The sequence below is a fragment of the Streptomyces niger genome (assembly GCF_000718305.1).
Taxonomy (GTDB): domain Bacteria; phylum Actinomycetota; class Actinomycetes; order Streptomycetales; family Streptomycetaceae; genus Streptomyces; species Streptomyces niger.
In genome coordinates this window covers 44,975-62,875 of record NZ_JOFQ01000014.1, presented here as the reverse complement: position 1 = coordinate 62,875, position 17,901 = coordinate 44,975, and the positions used below count along the sequence as shown (strand labels likewise).

The window sequence follows — 17,901 nt, the reverse complement described above, 5'->3', positions numbered from 1 at the left end:
CGCCACGGCTCACGACGCCGCTGCCGTCTCCGTGGCCGCCCGGACGTGGCAGTCGGCGAGGTGGTCGTTGACCAGCCCGCACGCCTGCATCATGGCGTACGCCGTCGTCGGGCCGACGAAGCGGAAACCGCGCTTCTTGAGGTCCTTGGCCAGCGCGGTCGACTCCGGGGTGACCGGCGGGACGTCGGCGGTGCTGCGGGGCACCGGGCGGTCCGCGCGGTCCGGGGCGTAGGACCAGATCAGGGCTTCCAGCTCGCCGGGGGCGAGCTGCGCGGCGAGCCGGGCGTTGGCGAGCGTCGCGGAAATCTTGAGACGGTTGCGGATGATGCGCGTGTCGGCCAGGAGCCGGGCCGCGTCCTCCTCGGTGAACCGCGCGACCTCGGCGATCCGGAAGTCCGCGAAGGCGGCGCGGAACCCCTCGCGGCGGCGCAGGATGGTGATCCAGGACAGCCCCGACTGGAACGCCTCCAGGGACATCCGCTCGAACAGCGCGTCATCACCGCGCACCGGACGGCCCCATTCGGTGTCGTGGTACGCGCGGTAGTCCGCCATCGACTCGGCCGTCATGCCCCAGGGGCAGCGCGGCAGGCCGTCCGGCGCGGTCTCGACTCCGCTCATGCGGTCTCACCGTCCTCGGGGGTCTCGGTCTCGCCGGGCCTCGCGGGCTTCCGCAGGTCGAGGGCCGCGTCCGGCTCCGTGTCGGGGGATGCAGGACGGGCGTCTGAGGCCGCGGGGCCGGCGTCAGGGGCCGCGGTGCGCGCGTCAGGGGCGTCGGGGACGGCGTTCGGGGCCTCGGGAGAGGCGTCCGCCATCAGCCCAGGGCCGCCGCTCATCGCCGCGGCGTTCGCCCCTGCGAGGGCCGCTTCCAGCTCGGCGATCCGGGCGTCCCGCTCGGCCAGCTCGGCGCCGAGGCGGTCCAGCACGTCGTCCACGTCGTTCATCCGATAGCCGCGCAGCGCCGGCGGCAGCCGTACCTCCGCCACATCGGCCCGGGTGCACGGACGGTCGGCGGGCAGTGGGTCGTACAACCGCTCGGGCTCGGCCGCCCGCAGCGCGCCGCCGTCACCGCCGCCGACCACGGCGAGCGTGACCACGGCGACCACCGCGACCAACGCGATGAGCAAGAACCAGAACACGACCATCTCCCCACGCTCTCCGTCGTCCATTGATCGTGCCATGCGCCACTGACAGTTAAGGTCGCCTGGTCCTGTCGTCGCAGGAGGGCGCCCGGCCGCGAGCGGTGAGCGGGTCTCTCCCGTCGCCGACGGGGCCCAGGACCATGAAGAGGGAGTAGGTAATGCTGCGGCTGGGGAATCGCGAGTTCGGCGCGCACGAGCCGGTGATCATGGCGATCGTGAACCGGACGCCGGACTCCTTCTACGACCAGGGCGCCACGTTCCGGGACGAGCCGGCGCTCGCCCGGGTGGAGCAGGCGGTCGCGGAGGGCGCGGCGATCATCGACATCGGCGGGGTCAAGGCCGGCCCGGGCGAGGAGGTCACCGCCGAGGAGGAGGCGCGCCGCACGGTCGGCTTCGTCGCCGAGGTGCGTCGGCGCCACCCGGACGTGGTGATCAGCGTGGACACCTGGCGGCACGAGGTCGGCGAGGCGGTCTGCGAGGCCGGTGCCGATGTGCTCAACGACGCCTGGGGCGGGGTGGACCCGAAGCTGGCCGAGGTCGCGGCGCGGTACGGGGCGGGCCTGGTGTGCACGCACGCGGGCGGCGTCGAGCCGCGTACCCGCCCGCACCGGACCACGTACCAGGACGTGATGGCCGACATCCTGGACGTCACCCTCGGGCTCGCGGAGCGCGCCGTGGACCTGGGCGTACGGCGGGACGGCATCATGATCGACCCGGGGCACGACTTCGGGAAGAACACCCGGCACAGCCTGGAGGCCACCCGCCGGCTGAACGAGATGACGGACACCGGGTGGCCGGTGCTGGTCTCGCTGTCCAACAAGGACTTCGTGGGCGAGACGCTGGACAAGCCGGTCAAGGAGCGGGTGCTGGGCACGCTGGCCACGACCGCGGTCTCGGCGTGGCTGGGCGCCCAGGTCTACCGCGTCCACGAGGTCGCCGAGACCCGGCAGGTGCTGGACATGGTCGCCGCCATCGCCGGGCACCGGCCGCCTGCGGTGGCCCGTCGCGGCCTGGCCTGAGCCGGGCCGGGCGGCCCCCGGTCCTCCGGGGGCCGCGGGGCGGTTCACCGGGAGGGCCCGGGGCCCACTTCCTTCGTGACCAGCGCGACCGCCTCGTCCACGTCGTCACTGAGGTGGAAGAGGTCCAGGTCGCGGGTCGATGCCTTGCCCTGGGCGATGAGCGTGTCGCGCAGCCAGCCCACCAGGCCGCCCCAGTAGTCCGTGCCGAAGAGCACGATGGGGAAGCGGGTGACCTTACGGGTCTGTACGAGAGTGAGCGCCTCGAAGAGCTCGTCGAGCGTGCCGAGGCCGCCGGGGAGGACCACGAAGCCGCGGGCGTACTTCACGAAGCACGTCTTGCGCACGAAGAAGTACCGGAAGTCCACGCCGAGGTTGACGTACTCGTTCATGCCCTGTTCGAAGGGCAGCTCGATGCCGAGTCCGACGGACGTACCGCCCGCTTCGTGGGCGCCCTTGTTGGCCGCCTCCATGGCGCCGGGGCCGCCGCCGGTGATGACAGAGAAGCCGGCCTCCACGAGGGCCCGGCCCAGGCCGACGCCCGCCTCGTACTCGGGCGACTCACGGGGCGTACGGGCCGAGCCGAAGACACTGATCGCCGGGCCCAGTTCGGCCAGCGCGCCGAAGCCCTCGACGAACTCCGACTGGATGCGCATCACGCGCCAGGGGTCGGTGTGCACCCACTCGGAGGGGCCCTCGGAGTCCAGCAGCCGCTGATCGGTGGTGCCGGCTCGCACCTGGTCGCGGCGGCGCAGTACCGGGCCGAGTCGCTGCTGATCGCGCTCGGCTGCCATGGTCTCGCGCTCGGCTGCCTCAGGATCGGCCATGGTGTGCTCCCTCCGCAGGGTCCCCCGCCGGGGCGGGAGACAGATCGTTGCCGGTAAAGCGTATGTGCACAAAGGTGACGAGCGGCGGAATTCGGTCTGACGGCGGCCCCGGCCGCCGCGCAGCGCTCCGGTGAACCTCTACCCGCGCAGACCACCCGAGATCACCGGAACCCCGGTCATCACATTCCCGTTGCCCGCAGGGCGCCGCTTCAGGCCTCCAGCCAGGCGCGCAGCCGCTCCTCGCACCGGATGACGTCGGCGGCGACCACGTTCTCGTCCCGCTTGTGGGCCAGCAGGGCGTTGCCCGGGCCGTAGTTGACCGCCGGCACGCCGAGCGCGGAGAAGCGCGAGACGTCCGTCCAGCCGAACTTGGGCATCGGCGTCCCGCCGACGGCCTCGATGAACGCCTTGGCCGCGGGGTGCGAGAGCCCGGGCAGTGCCGCGGTCGAATGGTCGTCGACCGTCCAGCCGTCGATCTCGCAGCCGGCGAAGACCTCGCGTACGTGGGCGAGCGCCTCCGCACCGCTGCGGTCGGGCGCGTACCGGAAGTTGACGGTGACCGTGCACTCGTCCGGGATGACGTTGCCCGCGACGCCGCCCTCGATACGCACGGCGTTCAGGCCCTCGCGGTACTCCAGGCCGTCGATGACGACGCGGCGCGGCTCGTACGCGGCCAGCCGCTCCAGGATCGGCGCCGCGGCGTGGATGGCGTTGGACCCCATCCAGCTGCGCGCGGAGTGCGCCCGCTCCCCCGTGGTGCGCAGCAGGACCCGCAGGGTGCCCTGGCAGCCGCCCTCGACCTGGTTGCTCGACGGTTCCAACAGGACGGCGAAGTCGCCCGCCAGCCAGTCGGGGTGCTGCTCGGCGATCCGCTTCAGGCCGTTGTACTCGGCGGCGATCTCCTCGGCCTCGTAGAAGACGAAGGTGAGGTCGCGGTTGGGCTCGGGCACGGTGGCGGCGACGCGCAGCTGGACGGCGACGCCGGACTTCATGTCGGACGTGCCGCAGCCCCACAGGACGCCGTTCTCGTCCAGCCGGGAGGGCACGTTGTCCGCGATCGGCACGGTGTCGAGGTGGCCGGCGAGGACGACCCGCTCGGCGCGCCCGAGGTGCGTGCGCGCCACGAGGGTGTCGCCGTCGCGGTCCACGGTCAGGTGCGGGAGCGCGCGCAGGGCGGTCTCGACGGCGTCCGCGAGGACTTTCTCGTCCCGGCTGACGGACGGGATGTCCACCAGCGCCGCGGTCAGCTGCGCGGCGTCGAGCGACAGGTCGAGTGCGGGAGTCTGCGCGGGGCGTTCCATGGTCCCGACCCTACCGGTCGCTCGTTGCCCCTCCGTTGCCCGTCGCTGTCCGTTCCCCGAGGTCCGGCGGGGCCCGTCACTCCGCTCCAGTACCGTATGGCGCGTGCTTCGCCGTCCCCAGCGTGCCTCCGTCCGCCGCAAGCGCCTCATACGCGCGTTCGCGGCCCTCGCCGTGCTGCTCGGACTCGCGGGCTACCTCGTCGTGCAGTACGTGACCGGTGGCCCCGGGGCCCCGCGCTGCACGGTGCAGCCCGCGGGCGGCGGCGAGCCGTACGAGCTGTCTCCGGAGCAGGCGGCCAACGCCGCGACGATCTCGGCCGTGGGCGCCTCGCGCGACCTGCCCGAGCGGGCCGTGACCATCGCGCTGGCGACCGCCATGCAGGAGTCCGGGCTGCGCAACATCGAGTACGGCGACCGGGACTCGGTCGGCCTCTTCCAGCAGCGGCCCTCCCAGGACTGGGGCACGGCCGAGGAGATCATGGATCCGGTCTACGCGGCCGGGGAGTTCTACAAGCACCTGGCGCAGGTTCCCGGGTACTCCCGGCTGCCGCTGACCGTCGCGGCCCAGAAGGTGCAGCGCAGCGCCTATCCGCAGGCGTACGCCAAGCACGAGGCGAACGCGGCGCTGCTGACCGGCGCGCTGACCGGGCGGACACCGGCGGCGCTGAGCTGCGCGCAGAGCCGGCCCGCCGAGAACGCGCCGGGCGACACGGCACAGGTGCGCGAGCGGCTGGTGCGGGAGTTCGGGCCGGAGGTGCTGCCGCGGACCGCGGCGGCCACCCGTGCGGCCGGACGGACGCTCACGGTGCCGGTGACGGCCGCCGCGGGCGTGGCGGCGGACCAGCGCGGCTGGCAGCTGGCGACCTGGGCGGTGGCGCACGCGTCGGAGTTGCGTATCGAACGCATCTCTTACGGCGATCGCCGGTGGACCGCGGAGGAATCAGGGAAGGGCTGGCAGAAGGTAACCGGCGATTCCCGCGGCATTCGCCCGACGGATGTTCGGATCACGACCGCGCGTTAGTCCGGACATTCCCTCGTCAGTAGGAATGTCGTCAATGCGCGTCGACAATTCGCGGCGTCTCCCTCACCCCTGCTGTGACCCCTTGTTTTCCTTGGCGTACCTGAGGCGTGACGTTCTTCCACCTACTCCTGACGTGCGGATTTCACCCGCTTTCATCCGAAGCGGATAATGCGACACATTACCAATTCTTTACCCGGGCGCACCGCAACCTTCGGGGCTCTGGCGCGGTATTCACTGCGTCCGCCCGGCAGCCAACTGCCGCTGCCCGGCGGGCACCGTACGTCTGCACAGAAGAAACAAGTCCCTCTCCGTCAAAGGAGCACCATGTCCCTCCCCCTTACGCGTCGGATCGCCCGGGCCGCGCTGCTGGTCGCAGCGGGCGCGGCTCCCGTGGTCGGTGCCGCCGGCTCCGCGAGCGCCATTGACCTGCCCAAGGCCGCCGACCTGGGTGGACTGACCAAGGTGGACCCGTCGAGCGTCACCGAGACCGCCGGCGACGCCCTGCAGAACACCAGCGCGGTGGCCGGCCCGGTCGCCGGTGAGGCCGTGAGGAAGGCCGTCCCGGAGGCCGGCCGCACCGGCAACGAGACGCTGCAGGAACTCGCCCCCACCGCCAAGAAGGCCACCGGCCGCGTCACGGACACCAAGGACGCCGTGGACGACACCACCCGTGCGCTGCCCACCGAGGGACTCACCAAGGACCTGCCGCTGGCCGAGAAGCTGCCCGCCGGCAAGCTGCTCGCGGGCCTGCCGGTCGCCGAAGCGCTCGGCGGCCTGGGCGGCTGACGCCACCGCCGGACGCACGAAGGGCCCGGGAGCCGCTGCTCCCGGGCCCTTCGGCCGTACCCGTGACGGCTACTCGGCGAGCCGGCGGACCGCCGCGTCCACCCGCTCGTCGGTGGCCGTGAAGGCGACCCGTACGAACTGCTCGCCCGCCGGGCCGTAGAAGTCGCCCGGCGCGACGAGGATGCCGCGCTTGGAGAGGTCGCCGACGGTGTCCCAGCAGGGCTCGTCGCGGGTCGCCCAGAGGTACAGCGACGCCTCGCTGTGCTCGATGCGGAAGCCCGCCGCCTCGAAGGCGGTGCGCAGCGCCGCACGCCGGCGCGCGTAACGCTCCCGCTGCTCCGCCACGTGCGCGTCGTCGCCCAGTGCCGCGATGGTGGCCGCCTGGACGGGCGCGGGGATCATCATGCCGCCGTGCTTGCGGATCTGCAGCAGCTCACCGAGCACCGCGGCGTCGCCGGCCACGAAGGCCGCGCGGTAGCCGGCCAGGTTGGAGCGCTTGGAGAGCGAGTGGACGGCGACGATCCCGTCGTACGAGCCGCCGTTGACCTCCGGGTGCAGCACGGAGACCGGGTCGGCCTCCCAGCCCAGCTCCAGGTAGCACTCGTCGCTGAACACGAGGATGCCGTGCTCGCGGGCCCAGGAGACCGTGCGGCGCAGGTCCTCGGCGCTCAGCACGCGGCCGGTGGGGTTGGACGGGGAGTTGAGCCACAGCAGCTTCAGGCCTGCCGGGTCCAGCTCCCACGGGGTGTCGTAGACGACCGGCTCGGCGCCCGCGAGCCGCGCGCCGACCTCGTACGTCGGGTAGGCCAGGCGCGGGTAGGCGACCCTGTCACCGGCGCCGATGCCGAGCTGGGTGGGCACCCAGGCGACCAGTTCCTTGGAGCCGACGACCGGCAGCACGTTCTCGTGCGCGAGGCCGGTGGCGCCGAGCCGGCGCTCCGCCCAGCCGGTGAGCGCGTCACGCAGCGCGGGCGTGCCCCACACGGTCGGATAGCCCGGGCTGTCCGACGCACCGGCGAGCGCGTCCTGGATCAGCGCCGGCACCGGGTCGACCGGGGTCCCCACGGACAGGTCCACGATGCCGTCGGCATGCGCGGCGGCCGTCGCCTTGTAGGGCTCCAGCCGATCCCAGGGGAAGACGGGGAGGCGTGCGGATACTGCGCCCACGTTGCTCTTCTTTCGTACGTGTCGGGGAACGCCGCGGTCCCGTACGGCGGTGACGGCCGTACGGGACCGGAGCGGCGCTGCTGCCTGCCGTTACTGGTTCTGCGGCGGCAGGGCGGCGATGAAGGGGTGGTCCTTCTCGATCAGACCCAGCTTCGACGCACCACCGGGCGAGCCGAGCTCGTCGAAGAACTCGACGTTCGCCTTGTAGTAGTCCTTCCACTCCTCCGGGGTGTCATCCTCGTAGAAGATGGCCTCGACCGGGCAGACCGGCTCACAGGCGCCACAGTCGACGCATTCGTCCGGGTGGATGTACAAGGACCGGGAGCCCTCGTAGATGCAGTCGACCGGGCACTCCTCGATGCACGCCTTGTCCTTGACGTCGACACAAGGCTGCGCGATGACGTAGGTCACGCTGTCGTTCCTCCTCGTTAGGGCCGGCGGGCCGTCTCGTTCGGGCGGCCGCCTCAGGGCGCGCGGGAGCGCGGCGTCGTCGATGCCCGCACCTAGTATCTCCGGTCCCGGGCACGAGACGAACAAGAGGGGCGGGCACAACTGTGGAATTCACCACGGGCGGACGACTGGAGGTCGCCATCACCCCTGCTGACGTGGGGAAAAGGGTATCGGTCCGCAGGCTGGCCGAGCCGGGTGAGTCCACGGAGCGATTCACCGACACGGTCGGTGTTCTCACATCGTGGGACGACGGTGTGTTGAGCATCACACGACGGACCGGTGAGGAGGTACGGATCGCGGCGAGTTCCCTGGTCGCGGGCAAGGTGGTGCCCGCCCGTCGCCCGACCACCGCCCCTCATGGAGCTTCGCGCCCCCTCTGGATGGCACCGGCCCGCCGGCGGGGCCCCGCGACGAGCGCGCGGGAGCTCACGGAGGTCGCCGCGCGCGGCTGGCCGGCTGTCGAGACGGAGCGGCTCGGGGAGTGGACGCTGCGGGCTTCCGGAGGATTCACCCGGCGGGCGAATTCCGTACTGCCGGTCGGCGACCCCGGCGTCCCGCTGGACGACGCGCTGGACCGCGTCCGCGACTGGTACGCAGCTCGCGGCCTGCCCCCGTACGTCGTCGTGTCCACCGGCGCGGCCGGCGGTGACGAGCTGCTCGCCGCCGCGCTGGAGCGGCGCGGCTGGACGGCCGAGGCGCGCACCGCCGTCCGCGTCGGAGCCCTGGCGCCGCTGGCCGACACCGACGCGGACACCGGCCGGGTACGGCTCTCCCGGGAACCGGACGGCGAGTGGACGGCGCTGTACAACCGGAGCGCCGACGCGCCGCCCGAGGCGGCGCAGGTCCTGACCGGTGGGCCGTCCGTGTGGTTCGCGACGGTGCCGGGCGAGGACGGGCCCGCCGCCATCGGGCGCATGGTGGTCGACGGCCGCTGGGCGGGCTTCGCGGCGGTGGAGGTCGCCCCGGCCCACCGCCGTCAGGGGCTGGCCACGCTGGTGATGGCCGCGCTCGCCCAGCGGGCCCTGGAGGAGGGCGCCTCGGCGGCATACCTGCAGGTCGAGGCGGACAACGAAGAAGCCGGGGCGCTGTACGACACCCTCGGCTTCACCGATCATCACCACTACCACTACCGGCGCGCCCCGCAGGGCGGCCCCCGCTGAACGGGTACGGACCAGACATGCACCCCGAGCCCGACACCCCCCGCGCTGCCCGGCGGCGGCAGTTCGCCGAGGCCGCCCGCGAGGAGCGGCCCGATCTCACGCTGCTGTGCCTGCTGCTGGCCGCCGAGGCCGACCCGGAGCTGGACGAGCACGGCATCGACGCCGCCCAGATCGAACTGGACCGGCTGGCCGGCCTGCTGCCGTTCCGGCCGGGGCGCGCCCACGGCGGCACCGGCGACGACGCGCACGCCTGGGCCCACAGCGTCGCCGCGCTGCTCGGCGCCCGCTGCGGCTTCCACGGCCTGCCCGCCGACTACCGGCGGCTGGAGTCCTCGCTGCTCCACGAGGTGCTGCGGCGCCGCCGCGGACTGCCGATCCTGCTGTCGGTGGTGTGGACGGAGGTCGCACGGCGGGCCGGCGCTCCCGTGTACGGCGTGGCGCTGCCCGGGCACTACGTCGTGGGGTTCGGCGATCCGTACGGCGCGCACGTCCTGGTGGACCCGTTCGACGGCGGCCGCATCCTGACGGACGAGGACGCCGGGCTGCTGGTCGCGGGCGCGACCGGCGAGCCGCTGACGCCGCAGATGCTGGCGCCCGCCGACCCGCTGGAGACGGTGCTGCGCATCCTGAACAACATCCGGGCCTGGGCGACGGCCCGCCCCGAGCGCAGCGACGTACGGCTGTGGGCGGTGGAGCTGTCGCTGCTGCTGCCCAGCCATCCGGCGCGGCTGCGGCACGAGCACGCCGAGGTGCTGGTCGAGCGCGGCGACTTCCTCCGCGGCGCCGCGGAGCTGGAGGAGTACGCGACGGTGCTGGAAGCGGTGGACCCGGGGGCCGCAAAAACGGTCCGTCGCCAGGCCGCGGCCGCCCGCGCGATGCTCAACTGACGGTACGCGGCCGGTCGCCGTCGGCGGAGGCCCCCAGAGCCGCGGAGGCCCCCGGGCCCTCCGAAGCCCTCGGCTCCGCGGTCGGGGCACGCCTGTCGGCTGGGGTGCGCTGCGGGTGGTCCGCCGAGTGACTGCCGGTCGGGGCGGGTGGGGCCTGCTGCGAGCGGTTCGGCGCGTGGCTGTGCGGCGGCTGTTCGGCGGTCGGGCGCAGCGGGGCGCTGTCCGGGCTGCGGCGGACGATCAGGACGGTCGCGTCGTCCTTGAGCCGGCCGCCGGTGAACTCCGTGAGGTCCGCGCGGAGGGCGGTGGCCAGCTCGGCCGGCGCCATCCCCGTCCAGCGTGCCAGCCGCTCGCCGAGCGGGTAGAACGTGCCGTCCCCGCGCCGGGCCTCGGTCACGCCGTCCGTGCACAGCACGGCCCAGTCCTCGTCCAGCGGCCACGCGTCATGAGCCCGACGCCGCTCCCCGGTCAGCTCGCCCAGGCCCAGCGGCAGCCACTGCCCCTCGTCCCGCTCCACGACCCGGCCCCCGCGGACGACGTAGTAGGGAATGTGTCCGCAGGACAGCGAGCGCCCGTGGCCGTCGGGGCCGATCTCGATGAGCAGCGCGGTCACGAAGCGCTCCGTGCCGCCCTGCGCGACGGCCCGCGCGTTGTGGCGCCGGAGGGACGCCTCCATACGCGCCGCGACGCCCTCCAGCGTCGCCTCGTAGTGCGCGGCCTCCCGGAAGGACGCCAGCGCCTCGTGCCCGGCACCGATCGCGGGCATGCCCTTGCCCTGCACGTCGCCGATCACCAGGCGGGTGCCGTACGGCGTCTCGACCGCCTCGTAGATGTCGCCGCCGACCCGGGCGCCCTCCAGCGCCGAGACGTAGAAGCCGGCCACGGCGTACCCTCCGGCCCGCAGCGGCAGTTCGTGCAGCATCGCCCGCTGGACCTCGTCGGCGACCAGCCGGGTGCGGTCGAAGGCGTCGTCGCGCCGCCGCCGGTTGTGGCACAGCAACTGGGCGAAGACGGCGACCACCAGCGTGCCGGCGAGACCCACGAGCGAGCCCGACATCGTCCAGTCGGAGAAGTTCCGGGCGTAGAGGACGACGCCGGCCGCGACGTAGGAGGCCGTCACCACGGCGGTCCAGCGCGCCGAGCAGCGCAGCGCCGCGAACATCGGCGCGATCCCGGCGAAGGAGATGAGGCGCACCTGGGGGCCGGTGAGCGCATCGGCCGTCGCGATCAGCGCGACCACGGCGCTCAGCAGCAGCGCGCGCCGGCGGCCGGAATCCTGCAGTCGCGTGAAAGGCATGGCACTTCCAGCATGCGCACAGGTGCCACCGTCCTGCAGGGGCGAAGGTCCCGTCGTCCTGCAGGGGCGAGCCCCGGTGGCCGGTGCCGCCGGGGCTCTTCCGCGCGTCGTCCGCCGCGGGTCAGCTGGGGTTCGTCGGGATGGTGACGACCCGCTGCGCCGCGGTGGTGCCGCGGAGCGCCTGGCCGACCGCGCTCGCGACCTCCTCGACGCTGACCGGCTTCTTGGAGCCGTCGCCCTTGGTGACCATGACGCCCTCGAACGTCTCGCCGTACAGGGCCTTCAGCGCCGGCCGGTCGTAGTACTCGACCAGCTTGCCGTTGACGGGCTTCATCGAGACGAACTTCGGGATGGACTTCTCGGGGCTGAAGGACACCGTGTGCTGCGCGTCCGTCCGCACCGTGATCAGCCCGGACATCGCCGGCTTGGCGAACGTCTTCAGCGCCCGGTTCACCTCGGAGTCCGGGACCGTCGGCTGCTGCATGCGGGTCTTGAGCGCCACGGGCTGCCCGCCGCCGCCGGCGAGCCGGTCCTCGTACGCCTGCGTGACCTTCTGCTTGGCGGCGTCGACGTCGATCGACTTGTACGGCTTGCCGTAGTGCGGGACGGCCTTGCCGGCGACGAAGTCTATGCCGCCGTCCTTGGCAGCGCCCTGCTCGCCGGCCACCGCCTTGAGCGCGATGTCCAGCTTCTCGTCGTCGACGATCATCGACGGCTCGGCCGTACGGGCACCGCCGAAGAGCGAGCCGATGACGGAGATCGGGTTGTAGTCGCGGCCCGCCGCGCCCCGGACGGTGGCCTGGGTGTCGATGTCCAGGCCCGCCTTGGCGGGGAGCAGGGTCTGCGGCTGCCCGTCGACGGTCAGCTTCAGCGGCGCGGTCCTGGTGTCCTTCAGCGCCGCGTCGAGCTTCTCGGTGGCCTGCTCCTTGGTCGTGCCGCCGATGTCCACGCCGAGCGCCGTGGTGCCGCCCGGTACGTCGGAGTGGTCCAGCAGCAGCCCGGCGCCGTAGGCGACGCCCGCGAGCACGACGATGCCGCCGAGCACGAGGACGAGCTTGTTCCGACCCTTCTTGCGCGGGTTGATCGGCTCAGGGATCTTCGCGCGCGGCTTGGGCTTCGGCGTGGCGGGCGCGGCGGGCGCGTCCGCCGCGCCGGACTCCGCCGGGCCCCCGCTCGGCGCGCCGGGCCGCCACGGCGCCGGACCGTCGGCGGAGACCGCGGGGATGCCGCTGACCAGGGTGTCGCTGGAGGTACGGCCGTCCGCACCGGCCACCGGGCCCACGGCGCCGTGCCGGCCGGAACCGGCCGGCGGCTGCGGGGTCAGCTCGGCGGTGTCGTCGCTCCTCGGCGGCGGAGTGGCGCCACCGGTGAGCGCACCACCGTGCGGTGCGCCGCCGGGCCGCTCGCCGGTGAGGCTGGTCGGCGGCAGCGTCTCGCCCGCCGCCAGCGCCTCCAGTCCGGAGCGCGGCCGGGGGGCGCCGCCGGGGCCGGCCGGCGGGAAGGAGAGGTCGCCGGTGGCCGGGCCGGTCGTCGGGCCCGACGGTCCGGGCGTACCGGGCGCGGTGCCGCCGAGGCCCGCCGGTCCGCCGCCACCGGGTGCGGCCGGGCCGTCGGAGAAGTACGGCAGGACGGACTCCTGGCCCTGGCCCTGGCCCTGGCCCGGCTGTCCCGGAGGGCCGCCGGCGCCAGGCCGCTGCCCGGCAGCGCCCTGGCCTGCGCCGGAACCCTGGCCCGCGCCGGGGCCGTGGCCGCCGGCGGCCGGCACGCCGCCGGCCGGGGTGCCGCCCTGGGCCTGGCCACCCGTGGGGCGCTTGGGCTTGCGTGGCGCGAACCAGTCGCTCGTGGCGGCGGCCGCGGCGTCCTTCTTCTCCTCGGGCGCGCTGTCCGCGGGCGCGGCGGGCGCCGCCTGCGGCCGGGGCCGCGGCGTGCTGCCGGTGCGCTCGGCGGTCCGGTCGGCGCCACCGCGGCCGCCCGGCGCGCCGTCGGCACCGTTCGCCGCGGTGTCCTCGCCGACCGGCTTGCGCACCACGACCGGCGGGATCGGCCGCGATCCCGGAATATTGATCTTGATGCGCGTGGTCAGCGTGGTCTCGGTCTTGGGCTCCTCCGGCCGCGCTGCTACCGCCTCGTCGGCGTCGCCCTGGCGGGGCCCGTACGGCGGGGTACCCGAGGGGTAGGCGGCAGCGCCGCGCCCCTGGGGCCCGGAGGACGAACTGTCAGATTCACGACTCAAAGCAGGATCTCCCGGTTGGCTCCGCCGCTCGTCATCAACGTGCTTGGGCGGCTCGGCGGCGCGCACCACCATACTGTCCGGCGCGGGCGGGGTACCGGGGTGCGGGCGAACGCTCCCCGTACGGATGTCCGCACGCGCCGCGGAACAATGACCTCGGACGGCCCGTCACATGCCACGACGGGCCGTACCAAGATGCGCCGAGCGGCCCATCGACGCCGTGGTGCAGATCACAGCGACGGCGATGCCACCCAGCATGTAGACGTAGGCCCCGAGTCCGGCACCGAAGACGAAATCGCCCTCGGCGCGTGTCGTGCTGAGGCCGATCACCGTGATCAGCCAGCCGGCGGCCGGGACCAGCGCCCCGACGACCGAGACGGCCGCCCGCGCGCCTCCGGTGAACAGCGCGGCGACGCCCGCCAGCGCGAGCAGCAGCCCGCCGGGGAACCACGCCCCTTGGAGCAGCCCGCCGGCCACCGCGGTCAGCACGCCGAGGACGAACAGCAGGACGTACAGCCCGGCCTTCAGCGCGCCGGCGGGCGCGGTCTCCGGCTGGCGCGGCTCGGCCGCCGCGGGCTTACCGGCGCCTCCGCCGGACGCCCGGCTGCGCTTGTCGTCCTTGCCGCTCATCGCGCCGCCTCCGGCTGCTCCGCCACCGCGTCCGACCCGTCCTGCGTCCGTACCCCGGCGAACAGGTCGTCCTCCCGTTCGCCGTCCTTCGCGCCCGAGGTGCCGCGCACGAGCCGGTAGTGCTCGCCGCTGATCAGCGGCTGCCCGAGGTCGTTGGAGAGGGCGAAGAAGGGGCCGTCGACCGAGATCTGGGTGACGTGCGCGCGCATCGCGGCGGCCTTCGCCGCGCTGTACTCCGGCGCGGCCGGGATCGAGGTGGTGACCTCGGCGTCCGGCACCACGCCCGGCACGTCGTCCACGTCCGCCACGCCGGGGAAGGACAGCCCGGCGGCGCGCAACCGCTCGAAGCCCTCCTCGACCACGGAGCGCGGGTTGCAGTTCCAGTAGATCTTCTCGATCGCGTGCGGCGCGCCGAGCTCCGGCCGGAAGGCGGGGTCGGCGGCCAGGTCCGCGGCGCGCATCGCGACGCGGTGGGCCTGGATGTGGTCGGGGTGGCCGTAGCCGCCGTCGGGGTCGTAGGTGACCAGGACCTGCGGGCGCACCTCGCGGACCACCGCGACCAGGTCGCCGGCGGCGGTGTCCAGGTCGGCCTGCCAGAAGGCGTCCGGGCGGTCGTTCTGCGGCGCGCCCATCATCCCGGAGTCGCGGTAGCGGCCCGGGGCGCCGAGCTGACGGTGGTCGGTGACGCCCAGCTCCGCCATCGCCGCGGCCAGTTCGCCGCTGCGGTACGGGCCGAGCACGTCGTCCTTGTCGGCGGCCAGATGGGCGAGGTCGGCGGGGATCACCTCGCCTTCCTCACCCAGCGTGCAGGTCACCAGCGTGACGAGGGCACCCTCGGCCGCGTATCTGGCCATGGTGGCGCCGTTGTTGATCGACTCGTCGTCGGGGTGCGCGTGCACCAGGAGCAGACGGCGGGCGGGAAGCTCGGACATGAGGACAGCGTACGAGCCTCACGCCGGGCACGGAGAACCCGACCGGGTGATCCACCCGGTCGGGCGCTTCGTCCGCCGGTCAGGGCCGGGCGGGTGGTGGAGCCACGGGCGCGGGCGGCCGAACCGCGCGGGCCCGTGGAGTCGGGGTCAGAACTTGATGCCGCCGATCATCCCCGCGACGTTCGTGGTGAACTCTCTGATGGTCGGCGCGATCGACGAGCTGGCGATGTAGAACCCCAGCAGTATGCAGACGACTGCGTGGCCCGCCTTCAAGCCTGACTTCTTCACCAGCAGGAAGACGATGATCGCCAGCAGCACCACCGCCGAAATCGAGAGTGCCACGGCGGTCACCTCCAAGTACGCACGGACGGAACGGGATTGGGTCGGGCAGGGCCCGGGCCGCTTTGGCCAATGGCTCCATACCCACACGCCTCAGCGATCATAACTATCGATGCGTGCGCATATGCCGGTGCACGGGTGCAGAGTGGGGGCGCACACGATCTTGACGTATGCGGCGGCCGTGAGCCCCAAGGCCCTTACGCTCGACCGCATGACCGGACAGCTCTCATTTCCCCGGCAGCACGCGCGCACCCAGCGCTTCAGCCTGGGCGTGCCGCGCGGCTTCAGCATCTCGCCGGACGGTACGCGCGTCGTCTTCCTCCGCTCCCGATCCGGTACCGATCGGGCGAATCTGTTGTGGGTCCATGACCTTGACGCCGGGCGGGAGTACGCCGCCGCCGACCCGGCGGAACTGCTGGGCGGCGCCGACGAGGAACTGTCCCCGGAGGAGCGGGCGCGCCGCGAGCGGACCCGGGAGGGCTCGGCCGGCGTGGTCGGATACGCCACCGACGCGGCCGTGGAGCTCGCCGCCTTCCCGCTCTCCGGCCGGCTGTTCGTCGCCGAGCTGCGGGCCGGCACCTGCCGCGAACTGCCCGTACCGGGTCCCGTGGTGGACCCCCGCCCGTCCCCGGACGGCCGGTACGTGGCGTACGTCGCGGCGGGCGCGCTGCGGGTCGTGCCCGTGGCGGGCGACGGCACGGCGGACGGCGATGGCACGGCGGACGGCGGCGGCGCGGACGGCGACCGCGCGCTGGCGACGCCGGACGGCCCGAACGTCACCTGGGGTCTCGCGGAGTTCATCGCGGCCGAGGAGATGAGCCGGTACCGCGGATTCTGGTGGTCACCCGAGAGCGACCGGCTGCTGACCGCGCGGGTCGACGACTCCCCGGTGCGCCGCTGGTGGATCTCCGACCCCGCGCACCCGGAGAAGGCGCCCGTCGAGGTGGCCTACCCGGCCGCCGGCACCGACAACGCCGAGGTCTCCCTCGCCCTGCTGGACCTGGCCGGGGAGCGCACGGACGTGGTCTGGGACCGCGAGCGCTACCCGTATCTGGCCCGGGTGCACTGGTCCTCGGCCGGCCCGCCGCTGCTCCTGGTCCAGTCCCGCGACCAGCGGTCGCAGCGCTATCTGGCGGTCGACACCGAGACCGGCGCCACCCGCCTGGTGCACACCGACGAGGATCCGGTGTGGGTCGAGCCGTACCCGGGCGTGCCGGCCTGGACGCCGGACCGGCGGCTGGTGCGGATCGCCGACGAGGGCGGCGCGCGCAAGCTCTTCGTCGGGGACCGGCCGCTGACCTCGGCGCCGCTGCACGTGCGAGCGGTGCTCGACATCGGCCAGGACGACGTGCTGTTCTCGGCCAGCGCGGAGGAGCTGCACGATGTCGGGATCTACCGGGCGTGGTACCGCGGCAGCGGCGACCAGGGCGGCTGGGAGCGCGTGACGGAGCGCCCGTACGCCTCGTACTCCTCCGCGGTGCGGGTGGGCGAGGTCGCGGTCGTGTCGCACATGTGCGCGGAGCGGCCCGGGGTTCGGGTGGAGGTGCTGCGGCTGGCCGCCGACGGCAAGGAGACCCGGCTCGCGGAGATCCCCTCGTACGCCGAGACGCCGGTGCTCACCGCCCGGCCGCGGTTCGTGACGGCCGGCGAGCGGGACATCCCGTGCGCGGTGCTGCTGCCGACCGGTTACCAGGAGGGGGACGGGCCGCTGCCGGTCCTGATGGACCCGTACGGCGGGCCGCACGCGCAGCGGGTGCTCGCGGCGCACAACGTCTTCCTCACCTCGCAGTGGTTCGCCGACCAGGGCTTCGCCGTGGTGGTGGCGGACGGCCGGGGCACGCCGGGCCGCTCCCCCGCCTGGGAGAAGGCCGTCTCGCGGGAGCTCGCGGCGGTGACGCTGCAGGACCAGGTCGACGCGCTGCACGCGCTGGCGGAGCGGTTCCCGCTGGACCTGGACCGGGTGGCCATCCGCGGCTGGTCCTACGGCGGCCTCCTCGCCGGGCTGGCCGCGCTGCGCCGCCCGGACGTCTTCCACGCGGCGGTGGTGGGCGCGCCCGTCACCGACCAGCGGCTGTACGACACGCACTACACGGAGCGGTACTTGGGCCATCCGGACGAGGACCCCGCGTCCTACGTGCGGAACTCCCTGGTCACGGACGAGGGCCTGTCCGGCGCCGCCGAGCAGCACCGGCCGATGATGATCGTCCACGGGTTGGCGGACGACAATGTGGTCGTGGCACATTCCCTGCGATTCTCCTCGGCCCTGCTGGCCGCGGGACGGCCGCACGAAGTCCTTCCGTTGTCCGGCGTGACCCATATGACGCCCCAGGAACAGGTGGCCGAAAACCTGCTTCTCCTGCAAGTCGCATTCCTCAAGCGGAGCCTGGGCCTCTCCTGATCCGGGAATCCCGTGCCGCCCCGCATGGATATGTGCACGCGGGCGGGCGGGACGGGTGGAAAAGCGACCGGCCGGGGAGATGAATGATCTTCCCGGCCGGTCCACACGGCACCCGCACGGCCGTACGCTGTCCAGGATGGCGCGTTCGTATATCGGTGCTGCGACGGCCAAGTGTCCTCCGTGTTAAGGATGTTGGGGACGAAATGTCGCCCATGCCGCACAGCTTCCATGCCTGTCAAGCACGCCGTGGCGTCAATCTGCGCAATCTTCGCTCAAGAAGCGAACAAGCTGATGACGGTCGCTTCGCAGACTCTTGACTCC

At 73.4% G+C, this 17,901-nt stretch carries 17 protein-coding genes; 6 read left to right on the top strand and 11 right to left on the bottom strand.

The features are described from left to right. Positions 1–9: 9 nt before the first annotated feature. Both IF20_RS25610 and IF20_RS38155 read right to left on the bottom strand, forming a co-directional pair. Positions 10–618: a DNA-3-methyladenine glycosylase I gene (locus IF20_RS25610; RefSeq protein ID WP_052867688.1), complete on the bottom strand. Its 609-nt coding sequence runs from the start codon at positions 616–618 to the stop codon at positions 10–12. Continuing rightward, positions 615–1,142, bottom strand: a complete 528-nt coding sequence (locus IF20_RS38155) for a DivIVA domain-containing protein (protein ID WP_407702557.1) — start codon at positions 1,140–1,142, stop codon at positions 615–617. The genes IF20_RS25610 and IF20_RS38155 overlap by 4 nt, the downstream gene beginning before the upstream one ends. 155 nt (positions 1,143–1,297) lie before the next feature. Between IF20_RS38155 and folP the strand changes: the two genes are divergently transcribed. Further along, positions 1,298–2,158 (top strand): dihydropteroate synthase, encoded by an 861-nt coding sequence (folP, locus tag IF20_RS25600; RefSeq protein WP_052867687.1) that lies wholly within the window; start codon positions 1,298–1,300, stop codon positions 2,156–2,158. A 44-nt stretch (positions 2,159–2,202) separates the two neighbouring features. Here the strand turns inward: folP and IF20_RS25595 are convergent, their stop codons facing one another. Both IF20_RS25595 and dapE read right to left on the bottom strand, forming a co-directional pair. Next, positions 2,203–2,982 (bottom strand): LOG family protein, encoded by a 780-nt coding sequence (locus IF20_RS25595; protein WP_052867686.1) that lies wholly within the window; start codon positions 2,980–2,982, stop codon positions 2,203–2,205. A gap of 209 nt (positions 2,983–3,191) precedes the next feature. Continuing rightward, complete coding sequence (gene dapE / locus IF20_RS25590) at positions 3,192–4,283, bottom strand: succinyl-diaminopimelate desuccinylase (protein WP_052867685.1); 1,092 nt, start codon at positions 4,281–4,283, stop codon at positions 3,192–3,194. 103 nt (positions 4,284–4,386) lie between these two features. Here dapE and IF20_RS25585 point away from each other — a divergent pair, with 103 nt between their 5' ends. Next, the gene (locus IF20_RS25585; protein WP_052867684.1) at positions 4,387–5,304 is read left to right on the top strand and encodes a hypothetical protein; all 918 of its coding nucleotides are present in this window, start codon (positions 4,387–4,389) and stop codon (positions 5,302–5,304) included. 324 nt (positions 5,305–5,628) lie between these two features. After that, on the top strand, positions 5,629–6,090 hold the full coding sequence (locus IF20_RS25580) for a hypothetical protein (protein ID WP_052867683.1): 462 nt from the start codon (positions 5,629–5,631) through the stop codon (positions 6,088–6,090). A 69-nt stretch (positions 6,091–6,159) separates the two neighbouring features. Here the strand turns inward: IF20_RS25580 and dapC are convergent, their stop codons facing one another. Together dapC and fdxA are read right to left on the bottom strand one after the other, a co-directional pair. After that, the gene (gene dapC, locus IF20_RS25575) at positions 6,160–7,257 is read right to left on the bottom strand and encodes a succinyldiaminopimelate transaminase (protein WP_052867682.1); all 1,098 of its coding nucleotides are present in this window, start codon (positions 7,255–7,257) and stop codon (positions 6,160–6,162) included. A gap of 90 nt (positions 7,258–7,347) precedes the next feature. Next, on the bottom strand, positions 7,348–7,668 hold the full coding sequence (gene fdxA, locus IF20_RS25570) for a ferredoxin (protein WP_030264070.1): 321 nt from the start codon (positions 7,666–7,668) through the stop codon (positions 7,348–7,350). Positions 7,669–7,811: 143 nt separating this feature from the next. On the opposite strand from fdxA, the gene IF20_RS25565 reads away from it, so the two are divergent. Then, on the top strand, positions 7,812–8,867 hold the full coding sequence (locus IF20_RS25565; protein ID WP_052867681.1) for a GNAT family N-acetyltransferase: 1,056 nt from the start codon (positions 7,812–7,814) through the stop codon (positions 8,865–8,867). A 17-nt stretch (positions 8,868–8,884) separates the two neighbouring features. Beyond that, positions 8,885–9,754 carry a transglutaminase-like domain-containing protein gene (locus IF20_RS25560; protein ID WP_052867680.1) on the top strand — a complete coding sequence of 290 codons (870 nt, stop codon included), beginning with the start codon at positions 8,885–8,887 and terminating at the stop codon, positions 9,752–9,754. Here IF20_RS25560 and IF20_RS25555 read toward each other — a convergent pair. The 5 genes from IF20_RS25555 to IF20_RS25535 form a co-directional block, all read right to left on the bottom strand. After that, a complete protein-coding gene (locus tag IF20_RS25555; RefSeq protein ID WP_110944540.1) occupies positions 9,747–11,051 on the bottom strand; it encodes a PP2C family protein-serine/threonine phosphatase in 1,305 nt (434 codons plus the stop codon). The two genes, IF20_RS25560 and IF20_RS25555, sit on opposite strands and share 8 nt — an antisense overlap. A gap of 121 nt (positions 11,052–11,172) precedes the next feature. After that, positions 11,173–13,284, bottom strand: coding sequence for a hypothetical protein (locus IF20_RS25550; protein WP_052867679.1), 2,112 nt, complete (start codon positions 13,282–13,284; stop codon positions 11,173–11,175). Between the two features lie 165 nt (positions 13,285–13,449). Next, positions 13,450–13,911, bottom strand: coding sequence for a DUF6113 family protein (locus IF20_RS25545; RefSeq protein WP_052867678.1), 462 nt, complete (start codon positions 13,909–13,911; stop codon positions 13,450–13,452). Beyond that, on the bottom strand, positions 13,908–14,843 hold the full coding sequence (mshB, locus tag IF20_RS25540; RefSeq protein ID WP_052867677.1) for an N-acetyl-1-D-myo-inositol-2-amino-2-deoxy-alpha-D-glucopyranoside deacetylase: 936 nt from the start codon (positions 14,841–14,843) through the stop codon (positions 13,908–13,910). Before mshB ends, IF20_RS25545 begins: the two co-directional genes overlap by 4 nt. A 147-nt stretch (positions 14,844–14,990) precedes the next feature. Next, entirely contained in the window at positions 14,991–15,185 is a 195-nt protein-coding gene (locus IF20_RS25535) for a hypothetical protein (RefSeq protein ID WP_052867828.1), read from the bottom strand. A 208-nt stretch (positions 15,186–15,393) separates the two neighbouring features. Here IF20_RS25535 and IF20_RS25530 point away from each other — a divergent pair, with 208 nt between their 5' ends. Further along, a complete protein-coding gene (locus tag IF20_RS25530) occupies positions 15,394–17,580 on the top strand; it encodes a prolyl oligopeptidase family serine peptidase (RefSeq protein WP_052867676.1) in 2,187 nt (728 codons plus the stop codon). The last annotated feature ends 321 nt before the right edge of the window (positions 17,581–17,901 follow it).